We start from the raw sequence: 13,501 nt of genomic DNA, 5'->3' as shown, positions 1-13,501 counted from the left end.
CAACAGGGGGCGGGTGGAGGTGCCAGCGGTGATCTGCACATAGTTCAGACCGGTGATGCCCTGAGGTTCGAGGGTGGCGTAGGAATCCACCCGGATCGGGACGTCGGAATTGACCCGGATCCGGGAAATCACCCGGCTGGGATTGGTCCGGTCCAGGGAGATGTCGGTGACTTCACCGACCTTGATGCCATTGAAATGCACCTCGCCACCCTGGGAGAGGCCGCGGACCGGCCCCTGGAACAGGATGTCATAGACGTCGTAGTCCCGGGCGAAGGCCACTCGGGCCAGCCAGATGCTGAAGATGACGAGGCCGACGAAGAGGATGAGGGTGGATAGCCCTACCAGCGCGTAGTTGGCGTTTTTTTCCATGATCAGGCCCGGCTCCCCTGGGCGGTGGCTTTCGCGGCGGCGCGGCCCCGGGGACCCAGAAAATATTCCTGGATCCAGGGATGGTCAGAGGTTTCCAGCTCGGCCACCGGCGCCTCGGCCACGACCTTGCGGTCGGCGATCACCGCCACCCGGTCGGTGATCGTATAGAGGCTGTCGAGGTCGTGGGTGATCATGAAGACCGTCAGGTGCAGGCTGTCGGATAGGTCGCGGATCAGCTCATCAAAGGCGCCGGCGCCGATCGGATCAAGGCCGGCCGTGGGTTCGTCCAGGAACAGCAGGTCCGGGTCAAGGGCCAGGGCCCGGGCCAGGGCTGCGCGCTTGCGCATGCCGCCAGACAGCTCTGAGGGCTTGAGGGCGCCGGCATCAGGCCGCAGCCCGACCAGAGCGATCTTGAGATCCGCCAGATCTTCCATTTCCCGGGTCGACAGGCGGGTATGTTCGCGCATAGGCGCCTCGATGTTCTCTCGCACGGTGAGGTTGGAGAAGAGCGCCCCGTGCTGGAAGAGAACGCCCCAGCGGCGTTCCAGTCCCTTGGCCGCCCGCGAACGGCTGACGTCCTGGCCAAAGACCCGGACCACGCCCCCCTCCGGGACCTTCAGGCCGATGATGGAATTCAGCAGTACAGATTTGCCGGAGCCCGACCCCCCCACCACGGCGACGATCTCCCCCTGTCGGACATTGAGATTGAGATCCTCATGGACCACATGGTCGCCAAACTGCGACCGCAGGCCCTGGACCTCGATGACATAGTCGTCCGAAGGCGCGGGGGTGGGCGCGGCTTCGACCTCAGGATCGGCTGTGACGTCGGTCAAATGTCCAGCTCCATATAGAGCAGGGCGAAGGCGGCATCGATCATGATGATGGCGAAGATGGCGTGGACCACGGCGGCCGTCACCCGTCGGCCCAGGGACTCCACGTCGCCGCCGACCTCCATCCCCTGGCGGCAGCCGATGCCGGCGATGACGATGGCCATGATCGGCGCCTTGGACATGCCCACCCAGAAATGCTCTGGGCCGACATATTCCAGAATCCGCTGGAAGAAGAAGCTCGGGCCGATGTCCAGCACGCTCCAGGTCACCGCCAGGCCGCCGCACAGTCCGGCCAGGGTGGCGACGAAGGTCAGCAGCGGGATGGTGACCAGCAGGGCCATGAACCGCGGGAAGACCAGCGCCTCGAAGGGATCGACGCCCATGACCTTCATGGCGTCCACCTCCTGGTTCATCTTCATCGACCCGATCTCGGCGGCGAAGGATGAGGCCGAGCGGCCCGCCAGCAGGATGGCGGTGATCAGGATGTTGAATTCGCGCAGCACCGCCACGCCGATCAGCTCGACGGCGAACACCTGGGCCCCAAATTCCCGCAGCATATTGGCGCCCAGCAGGCCGACCACCGCGCCAATGAAGAAGGAGGTCACCGCCACGATGGGAATGGCGTCCAGCCCGGCCCGTTCGGCCAGGGAAAAGACCGAGGCCCAGCGGATGCGCGCGGGATTGACCACGCTCTTGCCGAGAACGATCAGCAGATGGCCGGCGAAGACCAGGGTGTCGAAGGCGTCATAGCCCAGATTGACGACCCCCTTGCCGATCCGCACGGTCATCTCGGTCCAGCCGCGCAGTTCCCGTTTGGGCTCAACGTGTTTTGCGGCGGCTTCGGAGACGAGTTCGATAAGCCGCTGATTTTCAGGGCGAGCCGTGACCATGGCCGGGTCAAGATCGCCGCCTGCGGCGCGGATCAGCGCGAATGCGCCGGCGGTGTCGAGCTTGCCCACCTCGGTGAGGTCATAGGAATTCACAGGTTGGTCGCGGACGGCGGCGACCAGACGCCGGCCCTCCTTGCCCAGGGCGTTGAGAGTCCAGTCGCCCGTCAGGCTCACCTTGCGGGAGCCTTCATCCCCGGTCAGCGCAAAGGCTGCGGGAACGTCGCCATCTGGGGAAACCCTGGAAATATCTCGGCTCCAAACTCACGGCGGGACTCAGAGGCGTGGCCTCGTCCAAACTCTAGCAGAGCCGGAGGTGAGGTCGGAACGCCTTATGGCGGCCGACGTTCCGCCCGTGAGCCTGATGCGTGAAAAGGACAGCTTGACCATGGATGGTGTCTCGCTTTCGCCCGATTTGACCGTGTAGAGAGAGAGCCGCCCGCGGGACTGCCGGGGGCGTATTGGAAAAAGCGTATTTAAGGCTGGGAGCGTTGTGTTGGCCCGCCAACTCGATTTCGTCGGCAAGTCCGGCGTAAACTACCGTTATACCGCCCTGGAGGATGACCGCATTCCGCCAACGGCGGGCGCGAACTATGTCATCGCCGAAACCGCGCCTGAGGGCTCCCGCCTGCTCTATGCCGGAGAGACCGAGAACGTCATGGGCGCCGATCTGGCCGGACGTCTGGAGGAAGTGCGACAGCGATGGCCTGCGGCCGAGCTGCTGCTGCGTCTGAATGTTCGGCGGGCCGTGCGCGTGGCCGAGCGGGAGGATCTGGTGGCCGCCCACCTGCCGCCGCTCAATGATCCGCCTGAGGCGCCTTCTGTTGAGAATCAAGACGCGTCGCCGAATCCCTGAAGTCTTTCGGCTGTCGTGGGCGTCGGCCCTCAGACTGCGGCGCTGTGCAAGCGGCGCAGACTGAGGGCGGGTTGCGCCCTGTCTAGCGCCTCGCCGCGTCGAACAGGCGGTTGGCCTCATTCCAGTTCAACACCTGCCACCAGCCGCTGAGATAGCCGCCGCGGCTGTTCTGGTGTTTCAGGTAGTAGGCGTGTTCCCAGACATCATTGGCGATGATCGGGGCGCCCTTCACCGGGGCGTCGTCCATCAGCGGGTTATCCTGGTTGGGCGTTGAGGCGACGGTCAGCTTCTCGCCGTCCCAGATGAGCCAGGCCCAGCCTGAGCCGAACCGCTGGGCGCCGGCCGCCTCGAAGGCGGTCTTGAAAGCCGCCAGCGAGCCGAAGTCCTTGTCGATCTGAGCCTTCAGGGCGGTGGAAGGTTCGCCCACCTGGTCGGTCGGGGCCATCAGCGTCCAGAACAGGGTGTGGTTGTAGTGGCCGCCGGCGTTGTTGCGCACAGCGGCGGGATGCTTGGAGACCTCGGCAAGAATGTCTTCCAGGGCTTTGCCCGCCAGGGCCGGGGTTTCAGCCACGGCGGCATTGAGGTTGTTCACATAGCCTTGATGGTGCCGGCCATGGTGGATCTGCATCGTCTCGGCGTCGATCACCGGCTCCAGGGCGTCATAGCCATAGGGCAGGGGGGCGAGACTGAAGGCCGCGGCCGGCGCGGCGGCTGTCTGCGGCGCGGCCGCCTGAGCCTGGACGAGCGCCGGGGTGGCGACGAGGCAGGTGGCCAGGAGGGCGAGGCGAAGCGCGGGCAGGGACATGGTGCGGCATCCTTCAGGTTTTGGTCTTGGCGCGAGGGCTTCCAGCATAGCGCCATGGGACGGTCTGGGGCGAGCCGACCCCCGTGCGGTCTGGCCCTCAGGGCGGCGGGATTGGCAGGTCGCTCGCCGCGACCTGAACGTACAGGGGGCGCAAAGTGTTGCGGCGGGGCCGGGAGGTCAGTCGACGGTCCGCGTCAGGACAATCGCCAAGGCCAGCGTCTGGGCTCCGACGATCCCGACCAGTTGGGCGCCAAAGGGTTGCTTGCGTGTCTTGTGTCTCAGCCCCTGTTGAGCGCACAGCGCGCCGGCTGAGCCCCCCAGCGCGGCCAGGCCCAGCAAGGTGCGCTCAGGAATCCGCCGCCCGCCCGCGATCGCCCGTCGCTTGTCGAGAGCGAAGAGGGCGAAGGTCACGAGGTTGAGGGCGGCGAGATAGAGGAGGGCGAAGGTCCACATGCCAACTGCTCCCCAAGGGCCAAACCCAGGACGCCTGACCACCATCCGTTTTCGTGGGAAAACTTGGTGGGTGCAGTAGGATTCGAACCTACGACCCGCTGATTAAGAGTCAGCTGCTCTACCAACTGAGCTATGCACCCATCGCGTCGGGTCCGATTTTCGGGGTCCCGGCGAGGGCGCGGAACATAGCCGGATTTCCCGGCTTGGCAAGCGAGGGGCTGAGAGAATTATGGCGCGTCGCGATATCACCGGGGTGGTGGACTTCGCCTATCTGGAATCCTACGCCGCCGGGGACCTGGAGGTGGTGGCGGAAGTCCTCGAGCTGTTCCGCCAGCAGGCCGCCCTGTGGGCGCCCCTGATCGCCCCGGGGCAGGAGGGCTGGCCGGACGCCGTACACACGATCAAGGGGACCGCCCGGGGCATTGGGGCCGCCGCCCTGGCCCAGGCCTGCGCCGTCGCCGAGTTAGAGGGGGAGGGCCGTCTGGCTGAGGTTCGTGACGCCCTGGATGCGGCCCTGACGGACGTGGCGGCCTATGTGCACGAATTGATGCTGCGCTCGCTGAAGAGCCCCCCGCGAGCCGGCTGAGCCACGCCGGGTCTAGTGGGCGCGGCCGCCGCCGCTCTCGGAGGCTGGGTCGCTCTGGGCGCCTTCGTCTTCGGTGTCGGCCAGATCGGGCGGCCCCTCGGCGCCATACTGGGCCAGCACCCCGTGCAGGCCGAGCAGGGCGTCCTGCGGGATCACCGCATGCAGCCACACCTCATAGCGCCCGTCGCTCAGGGGCCGGTATTTCAGCTCGGGGGGCTTGCTCATAAGGGGGTCCGAATCGCCAGGGCAGGTCGCAGGACTCTAGCCCATGCTCCCGCCGAGATGACACAGGACCGCGCCGGCGCGGCGGGCCGGTGGGGTTGGACGCCGACGGCGTTTGTCGCCTAGAGCGCGTTCCGATAAGTGGGAACCGGCTATCGGGACGAAACGCGCTCAGGACTTAGAGTTTAGAGCCTGATGCGATCAGACGATTCCGTCTGATCGCATCAGGCTCTAGGGTTCAGGCCAAGCGGGCGCCACGCCGCCCAGACGCGGAGAAAGTTCCATGAAGTTCGTCCTCACCCTGGCCGCCTCCGCCTGGCTGGCGGCTGCGCCAGCCGCCCTCGCCCAAAGCCCGGCCGGAGCGTTCTTCGACGCCCTGGGCAAGCTGTGCGGCCAGAGCTTCGCGGGCCAGGTGGCGGCTGGAAACGAAACCGACGCCGTGTTTCGAGAAGCTGAGCTGATCATGCACGTGGCCAGCTGCGACGAGACCGAGATCCGTATCCCCTTCCATGTCGGCGAGGACCACTCGCGCACCTGGGTCATCACCCGCCTGGGGGAGGACCGGCTGCGGCTCAAACACGACCACCGGCACGATGACGGGACCGAGGATGAGCTTTCCCAGTACGGGGGCGACAGCCTGGAGCTCGGGACCGCCGGTCGCCAGAGCTTCCCTGTGGACGCCTATTCCATTGCGCTGTTCACTCGCACCGACCGGACGGTGTCCAACACCAACGTCTGGTCGCTGGAGCTCTCGCCGGAAACCTTCACCTACGAGCTGGCCCGGCCTGGACGCCTGTTTCGGGTCGACTTCGACCTGACAAAGCCGCTGCCCGCCGAGACTGGTGTGGTTCCCGGGGCATAGGGCGGGCGGCCAGCGCCGCCACGGTCTCGCCATCAGCCGCAGGCGGAGGTTTCGCCGCTCTCGAGCGAGATGCGGAAACAGTGTTCATGGCCGGTCTCTGGGCAACTCTTCCCGGTCATCGGGATGAACCATCTCGTGCCGCGACCTGCCGATCAGGGCCAGGCTCGGTTTGCACGTCTGGCCGCCTGGTCCGTCAGTGGGCTCGGGACGCCGAGGCGTCGAGACGTCGGAATCGGACGGCGCGATGAACATTGCGGCTATCGCTCGCGGGGATTGAGCCCCGAGGATCGTCCCGGACCCGTATGCAGGTCCCCAACGCCGGCTGCGTCATATCGTCTGGATCGATGCCAGCCGACCGGACCGGACGATGAAGTACATCAGCATTCCTGGCCCGCCATCTGGCAAGCGCCGCGGGGAGAAATCTCTAACCCGCTGAAAGGAATGGTGGATGCGACAGGGATTGAACCTGTGACCCCCTCGGTGTGAACGAGGTGCTCTCCCGCTGAGCTACGCATCCATCGGAAGGGATGCGCCTATAGCGCCTCGTTTGGCCGGCGGCAAGCCGCCAGTAGCTGCAAACAGGCGCCCGGCAGCTCGCCATAGTGGTCGATGAGGATGTCCGCCCCCAGGTCGGCCACAGGAACCTCGGTATAGCCGAAGCTGACCAGGACCAGGGGCACGCCGGCTGCGCGGGCGGCGCCGGCGTCGGGGGCGGCGTCGCCGATCATGACCGCGCGATCAGGGCGGCCGCCGGCCCGGGCGATGGCGGTCTCCAGGTGGCGGCGGTCAGGCTTCTGGGCCGGGGCGGCGTCGGCGCCGACGATGGCCTCGAACAGCGAAGATAGCTTCAACGCGTCCAGCAGGTTGGTGGAGAGGTCGGTGCGCTTGTTGGTGCAGACCACCAGCCGCGCCCCGGCCTCCCGCAGGGCCCCCAGGGTCTCGACCATGCCGGGGAAGGGGGCGCTTTCATCGGCGATATGGGCGTTGTAGCGGACGATGAACCGCTCGAAGAGGCCGCCCATGGCGTCGTCGGAGATCGGCGCGCCGGCCTCAGTGAACCCCCGCTGCAGCAGCCAGCGCGCGCCCTTGCCGATGAAGGGCCTCGCCTCGGCGAGCGGCAGGGGGGCGTGGCCTTCCTCCTGCAGGATGACGTTCAGCGTGCCGACCAGATCGGGCGCGGTGTCCACCAGGGTGCCGTCCAGGTCGAAGGCGAGCGTGGCGCCGGCCAGGGCCGTCAGATCGAGGTGGGCGGCCATCTCTGTTCGTCTCCTGACGTCGAAACCTGTCGCCGTTTCGGCTAAACGCCCCATGATTGCAACGCCGTCGACTCGCCAAGGACCTGTCCCATGACCTCCAGCGCCAGACCCCGCGCCGCCGTCATCCTCGCCGCGGGCCAGGGCACGCGGATGAAGTCGCCTGTGCCGAAGGTGATGCACAGGGTCGGCGGCCGGACCATGCTCGACCGGGCCATTGACGCGGTCCAGGCGGCCGGCTGCGGCCGCGTAGTGGTCGTCGTGGGGACCCACAGCCCCGAGGTTCGCGCCGCGGTGGTCGCGCGCCTGGGGGAGGGCGCCGTCGCCGTGCAGGACCCGCCGCTCGGCACCGGTCATGCGGTGTTGGCCGCCCGGGACGCCCTGGCTGACTTCGACGGCGAGGTGCTGGTCACCAATGGCGACTGCCCGCTCCTGGAGGGCAAGGACCTGGAGCCCCTGTTCGCCCTGCGCGACCAAGGGGTGGGCCTGGCCCTGCTGGGCTTCGAGCCGGCCGATGCGGCCCTCTATGGCCGGCTGATCCGCGGGGCCGACGGCCATGTGATCCGGATCGTGGAGGCTCGCGACGCCAATGAGGAGGAGCGCCATGTGCGGGCCTGCTATTCCGGCATGATGGCCGCCGACAGGGCGGAGCTGTTCGGCTGGCTGGCCCGGGTGGGCAACAACAACGTCAAGGGCGAGTACTATCTGACCGAGGTGGTGGCCATCGCCGTCGCCGATGAGGCTCAGGTGCGCGCGGTCTTTGCTCCGGAAAGCGCGGTGATGGGCGCTGATTCCCAGGCCCAGCTGTCGGCGGCCGAGGCCATCTTCCAGCAGCGCCGCCGCCACCACTTCCTGAACGAAGGGGTGGCCATGCCCGCGCCGGACACGGTGCATTTTTCCTGGGATACGCAGATCGCGGCCGGCGCCACGGTCGAACCCTTCGTGGTCTTCGCCCCTGGGGTCCGGGTGGCGGCCGGGGCGGTGATCCGCGCCTTCAGCCATCTTGAGGGCGCCGAGGTGGGGGAGGGCGCCCTTGTTGGCCCCTATGCCCGCCTGCGGCCAGGCGCCCAGATTGGCGCCCGCGCCCACATCGGCAACTTCGTCGAGGTGAAGAAGGTCCTGGTCGGCGAAGGCGCCAAGGCCAACCATCTCGCCTATCTGGGAGACGGGACGGTGGGCGCCGGCGCCAATATCGGGGCCGGAACGATCTTCTGTAACTATGACGGCTTCGACAAGTTCGAGACCCATGTGGGGGCGGGCGCCTTCATCGGCTCCAATTCCGCCCTGGTGGCGCCGGTGCGCATCGGGGCCGGCGCCTATACGGGCTCAGGCTCGGTGATCACCAGCGATGTGGCGCCTGACGCCCTGGCCCTGGAGCGGGGCGGTCAGGTCGAGAAGCCCGGCTGGGCCGCTCGCTTCCGCGCCGCCAAGGCGGCCCGTCCGAAAAAGCCCTGATCCCCGACGTCTGGGCGTGGTCTTCCCCGCCCCAGGCGCCTAGAACGATGCCCTCCGCCGAACTCCGGCGGCCGGAACACGGAATCCAGATGGACGCAGACGCCCAGAAGAAGGCCGCCGGCGAGGCCGCCGCAGAGATAGTCGAGGCCGGCATGGTGGTGGGCCTGGGCACCGGCTCGACGGCGGCCTGGTTCGTCAAGGCCCTGGCCGCACGGCGCCTGGACGTGACCTGTGTCGCCACCTCCGTGGCGACAGCCGATCTGGCGGAAAGTCTCGGCCTTAGGCTCGCTGAGCTCGGGCCGGTGAAATCCATCGACCTGACCGTCGACGGCGCAGACGAGATCGGCCCGGCCCTGTCGCTGATCAAGGGCGGCGGGGCGGCGCTGTTGCGGGAGAAGCTGGTCTGGGAGGCCTCGCGCCGCTGCGTGGTCATCGCTGAGGCCGCCAAGCGCGTGCCGATGCTGGGCAAGTTTCCCCTGCCCATCGAGGTGGTGGCCTTCGCCCACGAGACCACAGCCCTTCGACTCTGCGACGCCCTGTCGGAGTGCGACCTGGGCGTCGCGCCCCGTCTGCGCGTGAAGGACGGCGCGCCGGTGCGAACCGACGGCGGCAACCTTATCTATGACGCCGCCTGTGGTCGCATCGAGGACCCCGCGGCCCTGGCCGATGCGCTGAAGAGCGTCACCGGGGTGGTCGACCACGGCCTGTTCCTCGACCTGGCCGACCTGGCCCTGGTGGGGACGCCTCAGGGCGTCGTCACCATCGAACCCTAGACGTGGAGTGATCTGAGCGTGGCCCAGTACGACTACGACCTGTTCGTCATCGGCGCCGGCTCCGGCGGGGTGCGCGCCGCCAGGCTGGCGGCCATGAGCGGCGCCAAGGTGGCCGTCGCCGAGGAGGACCGGGTCGGCGGCACCTGCGTGATCCGCGGCTGCGTGCCCAAGAAGTTCATGGTCTACGCCTCGGAATATGCCAGCCATTTCAAGACCGCTGAGGGCTATGGCTGGAGCTTCCCGGAGGCGCCACGCTTCGACTGGCCTAACTTTCTGGCGGAGAAGGATCGGGAGATCGCCCGCCTCTCGGGCATCTATGTCACCAATCTGCAGAACGCCGGCGCCGAACTGGCCCACGCCAAGGCCCGGCTGGTGGACGCCCACACCATCGAGCTGGTCGGCAAGGACAAGACCGTCACGGCCGACAAGATCCTGATCGCCACGGGCGGCCGGCCCTGGGTTCCCAAGGACCTGCCAGGCATCGAGCACGTCATCACGTCTGACGAGGCGTTTCATATCGCTGACCTGCCCAAGCGAATGGTGATCGCCGGGGGCGGCTATATCGCTGTGGAGTTCGCCTGTATTTTCAAGGGCCTGGGTGTCGAGGTGACCCTGGTCCACCGGGGTCCCAATATTCTGCGGGGCTTCGACGACAATGTCCGGGCCCATCTCGCCGAGGAAATGACCCGCAAGGGCATCGATGTGCTGCTGGGTTGTCAGCACGAGCGGGTGGAGAAGACGGCCTCAGGTCTGGTCAGCCACCTGTCCTCTGGCGCGACCCTGGAGTCCGACCTGGTGCTCTTCGCCCTGGGGCGAGAGCCCTATGTGGAGGGGTTGGGCCTTGAGGCCGCTGGTGTCGAACAGAAGGACGGGGCGATCATCGTCGATGACTATTCCCGGACCAATGTGAAGAACATCTGGGCCGTCGGCGACGTCACCAACCGCATCAATCTGACGCCGGTGGCGATCCGCGAGGGCGCGGCCTTCGCCCAGACCGAATTCTACGACAATCCCACCACCTTCGATCACGAGATGGTCGCCTCGGCGGTCTTCTCCCAGCCGGCCATCGGATCGGTGGGGCTGACCGAGGCCGAGGCCCGCCAGACCCATGGCAAGGTCGATATCTATCTGTCGCGCTTCCGGGCGATGAAGCAGACCTTCGCCGGCGGCGAGGAGCGGGCCTTGATCAAGCTGGTGGTGGACGCCGAGAGCCAGAAGCTTCTGGGTTGCCATGTGGTGGCGCCCGACGGCCCGGAGATCATCCAGATGGCCGCCATCGCCCTGAAGATGGGCGTGACCAAGGCTCAGTGGGACTCCACCTGCGCGGTGCATCCCACCCTGGCTGAGGAGTTGGTGACCATGCGCGAGAAATACGCCCCCCAGGATCTGGGTCCCACGGCGTGACGGCGACGAGCGCCTTCGTCGGAGGGCCGGCCTTCGCCCGGTGGTGCGGCTGGGTGCTGATCTTCGCCGCAGCCCTCGTCGGCCCCCTGGGCTGGCTCGGGCCATTGGCGTTCGCCGTCCTACTGAGCCTGGTCGGCCTGCTGACCTTGCCGGCCCTGGAGGTCCGTGAGGCTGACCGTCCGGCCGTCCTGGCCATCCTGGTGCTGGTGATCTGGAGCGCCGGCTCCACCCTCTGGAGCCCCTATGAGCCCGAGGCCCTGTGGAGTTCCAACGCGGTCAAGCTGACCTGTCAGGCGGTGCTCTACTGGGCCGCCTATTGCGCTGTGCGCCGGGCCGATCCCCTCGACCTGCGGCGGGCCATGACCGTGTTGATGGGGGGGATGTCGGGGCTTTCGGTGGTGATCATCATCGAGGCGGTCACTGGCGCGATCCTCTACCAGGCGGTGCGAGAGGCCATCGGCGATCCGATCCGCCCAGACCTGGCGGTGCGCAATGTCGCCCAGGGGGTGTTTGTCCTGGCGGTGCTGTGGGGACCGGCGGCCTTGGCGGCTGTCCGTCTGGGCTGGTGGCAACTGGCGGTTCTGATGGCCGCCGCGATCGCGGCCGGCGCCTTGGGGCTGGCCGCCGACGCACCTCTGATCGCCCTCGCGGCCGCCAGCGCGGCTGGCGCGGCGGTCTATCGCTGGCCCATTCTCGCCCCCCGGATTCTTGGGGCGGGGGCCGCGGTCTTCTTCCTCGCGACGCCGCTGATCATCTGGGTCATGCGGGCCCAAGGCGCCTACGGGGCGCTGCAGGAACAGGTCAGCCTCTCCTGGAGCATGCGCATGGACTATTGGAGCTATGCGGTCGACTGGATCAGCGACAAGCCCTTGCGTGGCTGGGGCCTGGACGCCAGCCGCATGTTCGGTCCCGGGATCAAGCTCCACCCCCACGATGCGGCCTTGCAGATCTGGCTGGAGCTGGGGGTGATCGGCGCCGCCGCCGCCACTGTGCTTTGGGTGACCATATTCCACCGCCTGGAGCGGCGGGCTGCTGATCTGGGCGCCGCCGCCGGAACCGCCGCAGCGGTGAGCTATCTCACCTTCGCCGCCGTCAGTTTCGGGGTGTGGCAGGAGTGGTGGCTGGCGCTCGGGGCCTTGGCGGTGGTTTCCGCCGCCGGCGCTCAGCGACTGGCCCTCGGCGCCCCGGCGGCCAAGGGGTCGTCGCGTGCGCGCAGAGCATCGACCTCTGACCCCATATCAGAGTAGAAGGCCCATCTTTCGTCCCGGGGGCCCGCGCCGTCCCAACCGTGCGGGACGACGCGGAGCTGCAGACCCATGAGTGACAACTGGACCCCGGCCTCCTGGCGCGCAAAACCTGCCAAGCACATTCCGGAGGACTATCCGGATGCCTCGGCTCTCGCCCAGGTGGAACAGACCCTGCGTGGCATGCCGCCCCTGGTGTTCGCCGGTGAGGCGCGGCGACTGAAGTCCCTGCTCGGCGATGTGGCCGAGGGGCGCGCCTTCCTGCTGCAGGGGGGCGATTGCGCCGAGAGCTTCAAGGAATTCCACGCGGACAACATCCGCGACACCTTCCGCCTGATCCTGCAGATGGCGGTGGTCCTGACCTTCGCCGGCGGTAAGCCGGTGGTGAAGGTCGGCCGCATGGCCGGTCAGTTCGCCAAGCCGCGCTCCTCGCCCGTGGAGAAGATCGGCGATGTCGAGTTGCCCTCCTATCGCGGCGACAACATCAACGGCATGGAGTTCACGCCCGAGGCCCGCGCGCCCGATCCCGAGCGCCTGCTGAAGGCCTATGCGCAATCGTCCTCGACGCTGAACCTGCTGCGGGCCTTCGCCGGCGGCGGCTATGCCGACCTCTACAACATCCACCGCTGGACCCTGGGCTTCGTCAATGACAGCCCCCAGGGCGCCCGATACCGCGAGCTGTCGGAAAAGATCAGCGAAGCCCTGACCTTCATGGCCGCCATCGGGGTCACCCCCGACAGCCATCCGGACCTGCACCGTGTGGAGTTCTTCACCTGCCATGAGGCCCTGCTGCTGGGCTTTGAGGAGGCCATGACCCGGGTCGATTCCACCTCGGGCGACTGGTACGACACCTCGGCCCACCTGCTGTGGATCGGCGAGCGCACCCGCCAGCTGGACGGCGCTCATGTGGAGTTCTGCCGCGGGGTGAAGAACCCCATCGGCGTCAAGGTCGGCGCGACTCTGGAGCCGGATGAACTGCTGCGGCTGATCGATGCGCTGAGCCCGGCCAACGAGGCTGGCCGCCTGACCCTCTATGGCCGGTTCGGCCACGACAAGATCGCCGATCGCCTGCCGCGCCTCATGCAGGCCACCAAGGCCGGCGGCCGTAATGTGGTCTGGGCCATCGATCCGATGCACGGCAACACGCTGACCGCGGCCAATGGCTATAAGACCCGGCCCTTCGACCGCATCCTGTCGGAGGTGAAGTCCTTCGTGGAGATCGCCAAGGCCGAGGGCGTGCATCCGGGCGGGGTTCACCTGGAGATGACCGGTCAGAACGTCACCGAATGTCTCGGCGGCGCCCGCGCTCTGAGCGAGGGGGATCTGGCCGACCGCTACCACACCCATTGCGACCCGCGCCTGAATGGCGAGCAGGCCCTGGAGTTGGCCTTCCTGGTGGCGGAGAAGCTCAAGGAAGACCGTGTGGAGATGGCGCGCCGGGTGGCGGTTTAACCGCTCCTAATCGCTGGCCACCGGCCGCTGTCGGTGACCTTTTGACGTTT

Annotated in this window: 16 protein-coding genes and 2 tRNA genes; 8 read left to right on the top strand and 10 right to left on the bottom strand. The window is 67.5% G+C overall.

The window, feature by feature from the left end; all coding sequences use genetic code 11:
• The 3 genes from Q7V15_RS15780 to Q7V15_RS15770 form a co-directional block, all read right to left on the bottom strand.
• Nucleotides 1–369: MlaD family protein (locus Q7V15_RS15780; protein WP_304756768.1), on the bottom strand; the 369-nt coding region annotated here is incomplete at its 3' end.
• 2 nt (nt 370–371) lie between these two features.
• Nucleotides 372–1,133, bottom strand: coding sequence for an ABC transporter ATP-binding protein (locus tag Q7V15_RS15775; RefSeq protein ID WP_370689832.1), 762 nt, complete (start codon nt 1,131–1,133; stop codon nt 372–374).
• A 65-nt stretch (nt 1,134–1,198) separates the two neighbouring features.
• Nucleotides 1,199–2,263: an MlaE family ABC transporter permease gene (locus Q7V15_RS15770; protein WP_370689830.1), complete on the bottom strand. Its 1,065-nt coding sequence runs from the start codon at nt 2,261–2,263 to the stop codon at nt 1,199–1,201.
• A gap of 319 nt (nt 2,264–2,582) precedes the next feature.
• On the opposite strand from Q7V15_RS15770, the gene Q7V15_RS15765 reads away from it, so the two are divergent.
• Nucleotides 2,583–2,942, top strand: coding sequence for a hypothetical protein (locus tag Q7V15_RS15765; RefSeq protein ID WP_304756765.1), 360 nt, complete (start codon nt 2,583–2,585; stop codon nt 2,940–2,942).
• An 82-nt stretch (nt 2,943–3,024) separates the two neighbouring features.
• Here Q7V15_RS15765 and Q7V15_RS15760 read toward each other — a convergent pair whose 3' ends face one another.
• The 3 genes from Q7V15_RS15760 to Q7V15_RS15750 form a co-directional block, all read right to left on the bottom strand.
• A complete protein-coding gene (locus Q7V15_RS15760) occupies nt 3,025–3,747 on the bottom strand; it encodes a superoxide dismutase (RefSeq protein ID WP_304756764.1) in 723 nt (240 codons plus the stop codon).
• A 177-nt stretch (nt 3,748–3,924) separates the two neighbouring features.
• Nucleotides 3,925–4,200, bottom strand: a complete 276-nt coding sequence (locus Q7V15_RS15755; RefSeq protein ID WP_304756762.1) for a DUF1294 domain-containing protein — start codon at nt 4,198–4,200, stop codon at nt 3,925–3,927.
• A gap of 64 nt (nt 4,201–4,264) precedes the next feature.
• Nucleotides 4,265–4,340, bottom strand: a tRNA-Lys gene (locus Q7V15_RS15750).
• A gap of 89 nt (nt 4,341–4,429) precedes the next feature.
• Here Q7V15_RS15750 and Q7V15_RS15745 point away from each other — a divergent pair.
• On the top strand, nt 4,430–4,786 hold the full coding sequence (locus tag Q7V15_RS15745) for an Hpt domain-containing protein (RefSeq protein WP_304756761.1): 357 nt from the start codon (nt 4,430–4,432) through the stop codon (nt 4,784–4,786).
• A gap of 12 nt (nt 4,787–4,798) precedes the next feature.
• On the opposite strand, the gene Q7V15_RS15740 is transcribed toward Q7V15_RS15745, so the two are convergent.
• Entirely contained in the window at nt 4,799–5,011 is a 213-nt protein-coding gene (locus Q7V15_RS15740) for a hypothetical protein (protein ID WP_304756759.1), read from the bottom strand.
• 280 nt (nt 5,012–5,291) lie between these two features.
• Here Q7V15_RS15740 and Q7V15_RS15735 point away from each other — a divergent pair, with 280 nt between their 5' ends.
• Nucleotides 5,292–5,870 (top strand): hypothetical protein, encoded by a 579-nt coding sequence (locus Q7V15_RS15735; protein ID WP_304756758.1) that lies wholly within the window; start codon nt 5,292–5,294, stop codon nt 5,868–5,870.
• A 32-nt stretch (nt 5,871–5,902) separates the two neighbouring features.
• On the opposite strand, the gene Q7V15_RS16530 is transcribed toward Q7V15_RS15735, so the two are convergent.
• The 3 genes from Q7V15_RS16530 to Q7V15_RS15725 all read right to left on the bottom strand — a co-directional run bounded on the left by Q7V15_RS16530 (nt 5,903) and on the right by Q7V15_RS15725 (nt 7,126).
• The gene (locus Q7V15_RS16530; RefSeq protein WP_370689831.1) at nt 5,903–5,989 is read right to left on the bottom strand and encodes a DUF5961 family protein; all 87 of its coding nucleotides are present in this window, start codon (nt 5,987–5,989) and stop codon (nt 5,903–5,905) included.
• 323 nt (nt 5,990–6,312) lie between these two features.
• Nucleotides 6,313–6,387, bottom strand: a tRNA-Val gene (locus Q7V15_RS15730).
• 16 nt (nt 6,388–6,403) lie between these two features.
• Nucleotides 6,404–7,126, bottom strand: coding sequence for an HAD-IA family hydrolase (locus Q7V15_RS15725; protein WP_304756757.1), 723 nt, complete (start codon nt 7,124–7,126; stop codon nt 6,404–6,406).
• A 90-nt stretch (nt 7,127–7,216) separates the two neighbouring features.
• Between Q7V15_RS15725 and glmU the strand changes: the two genes are divergently transcribed.
• The 5 genes from glmU to Q7V15_RS15700 all read left to right on the top strand — a co-directional run bounded on the left by glmU (nt 7,217) and on the right by Q7V15_RS15700 (nt 13,451).
• Entirely contained in the window at nt 7,217–8,578 is a 1,362-nt protein-coding gene (gene glmU / locus Q7V15_RS15720; RefSeq protein WP_304756755.1) for a bifunctional UDP-N-acetylglucosamine diphosphorylase/glucosamine-1-phosphate N-acetyltransferase GlmU, read from the top strand.
• A gap of 89 nt (nt 8,579–8,667) precedes the next feature.
• Nucleotides 8,668–9,351 carry a ribose-5-phosphate isomerase RpiA gene (gene rpiA, locus Q7V15_RS15715; protein ID WP_304756754.1) on the top strand — a complete coding sequence of 228 codons (684 nt, stop codon included), beginning with the start codon at nt 8,668–8,670 and terminating at the stop codon, nt 9,349–9,351.
• Nucleotides 9,352–9,369: 18 nt separating this feature from the next.
• A complete protein-coding gene (gene gor, locus Q7V15_RS15710; protein ID WP_304756753.1) occupies nt 9,370–10,755 on the top strand; it encodes a glutathione-disulfide reductase in 1,386 nt (461 codons plus the stop codon).
• Entirely contained in the window at nt 10,752–12,002 is a 1,251-nt protein-coding gene (locus Q7V15_RS15705; RefSeq protein WP_304756751.1) for an O-antigen ligase, read from the top strand. The genes gor and Q7V15_RS15705 overlap by 4 nt, the downstream gene beginning before the upstream one ends.
• 69 nt (nt 12,003–12,071) lie before the next feature.
• Nucleotides 12,072–13,451 carry a class II 3-deoxy-7-phosphoheptulonate synthase gene (locus Q7V15_RS15700; RefSeq protein ID WP_304756749.1) on the top strand — a complete coding sequence of 460 codons (1,380 nt, stop codon included), beginning with the start codon at nt 12,072–12,074 and terminating at the stop codon, nt 13,449–13,451.
• The last annotated feature ends 50 nt before the right edge of the window (nt 13,452–13,501 follow it).

Source organism: Phenylobacterium sp., from assembly GCF_030651755.1.
Classification (GTDB): Bacteria; Pseudomonadota; Alphaproteobacteria; order Caulobacterales; family Caulobacteraceae; genus Phenylobacterium.
The sequence above is the reverse complement of the archived record's forward strand: the minus strand, read 5'-3'. Positions and strand labels throughout refer to the sequence as shown.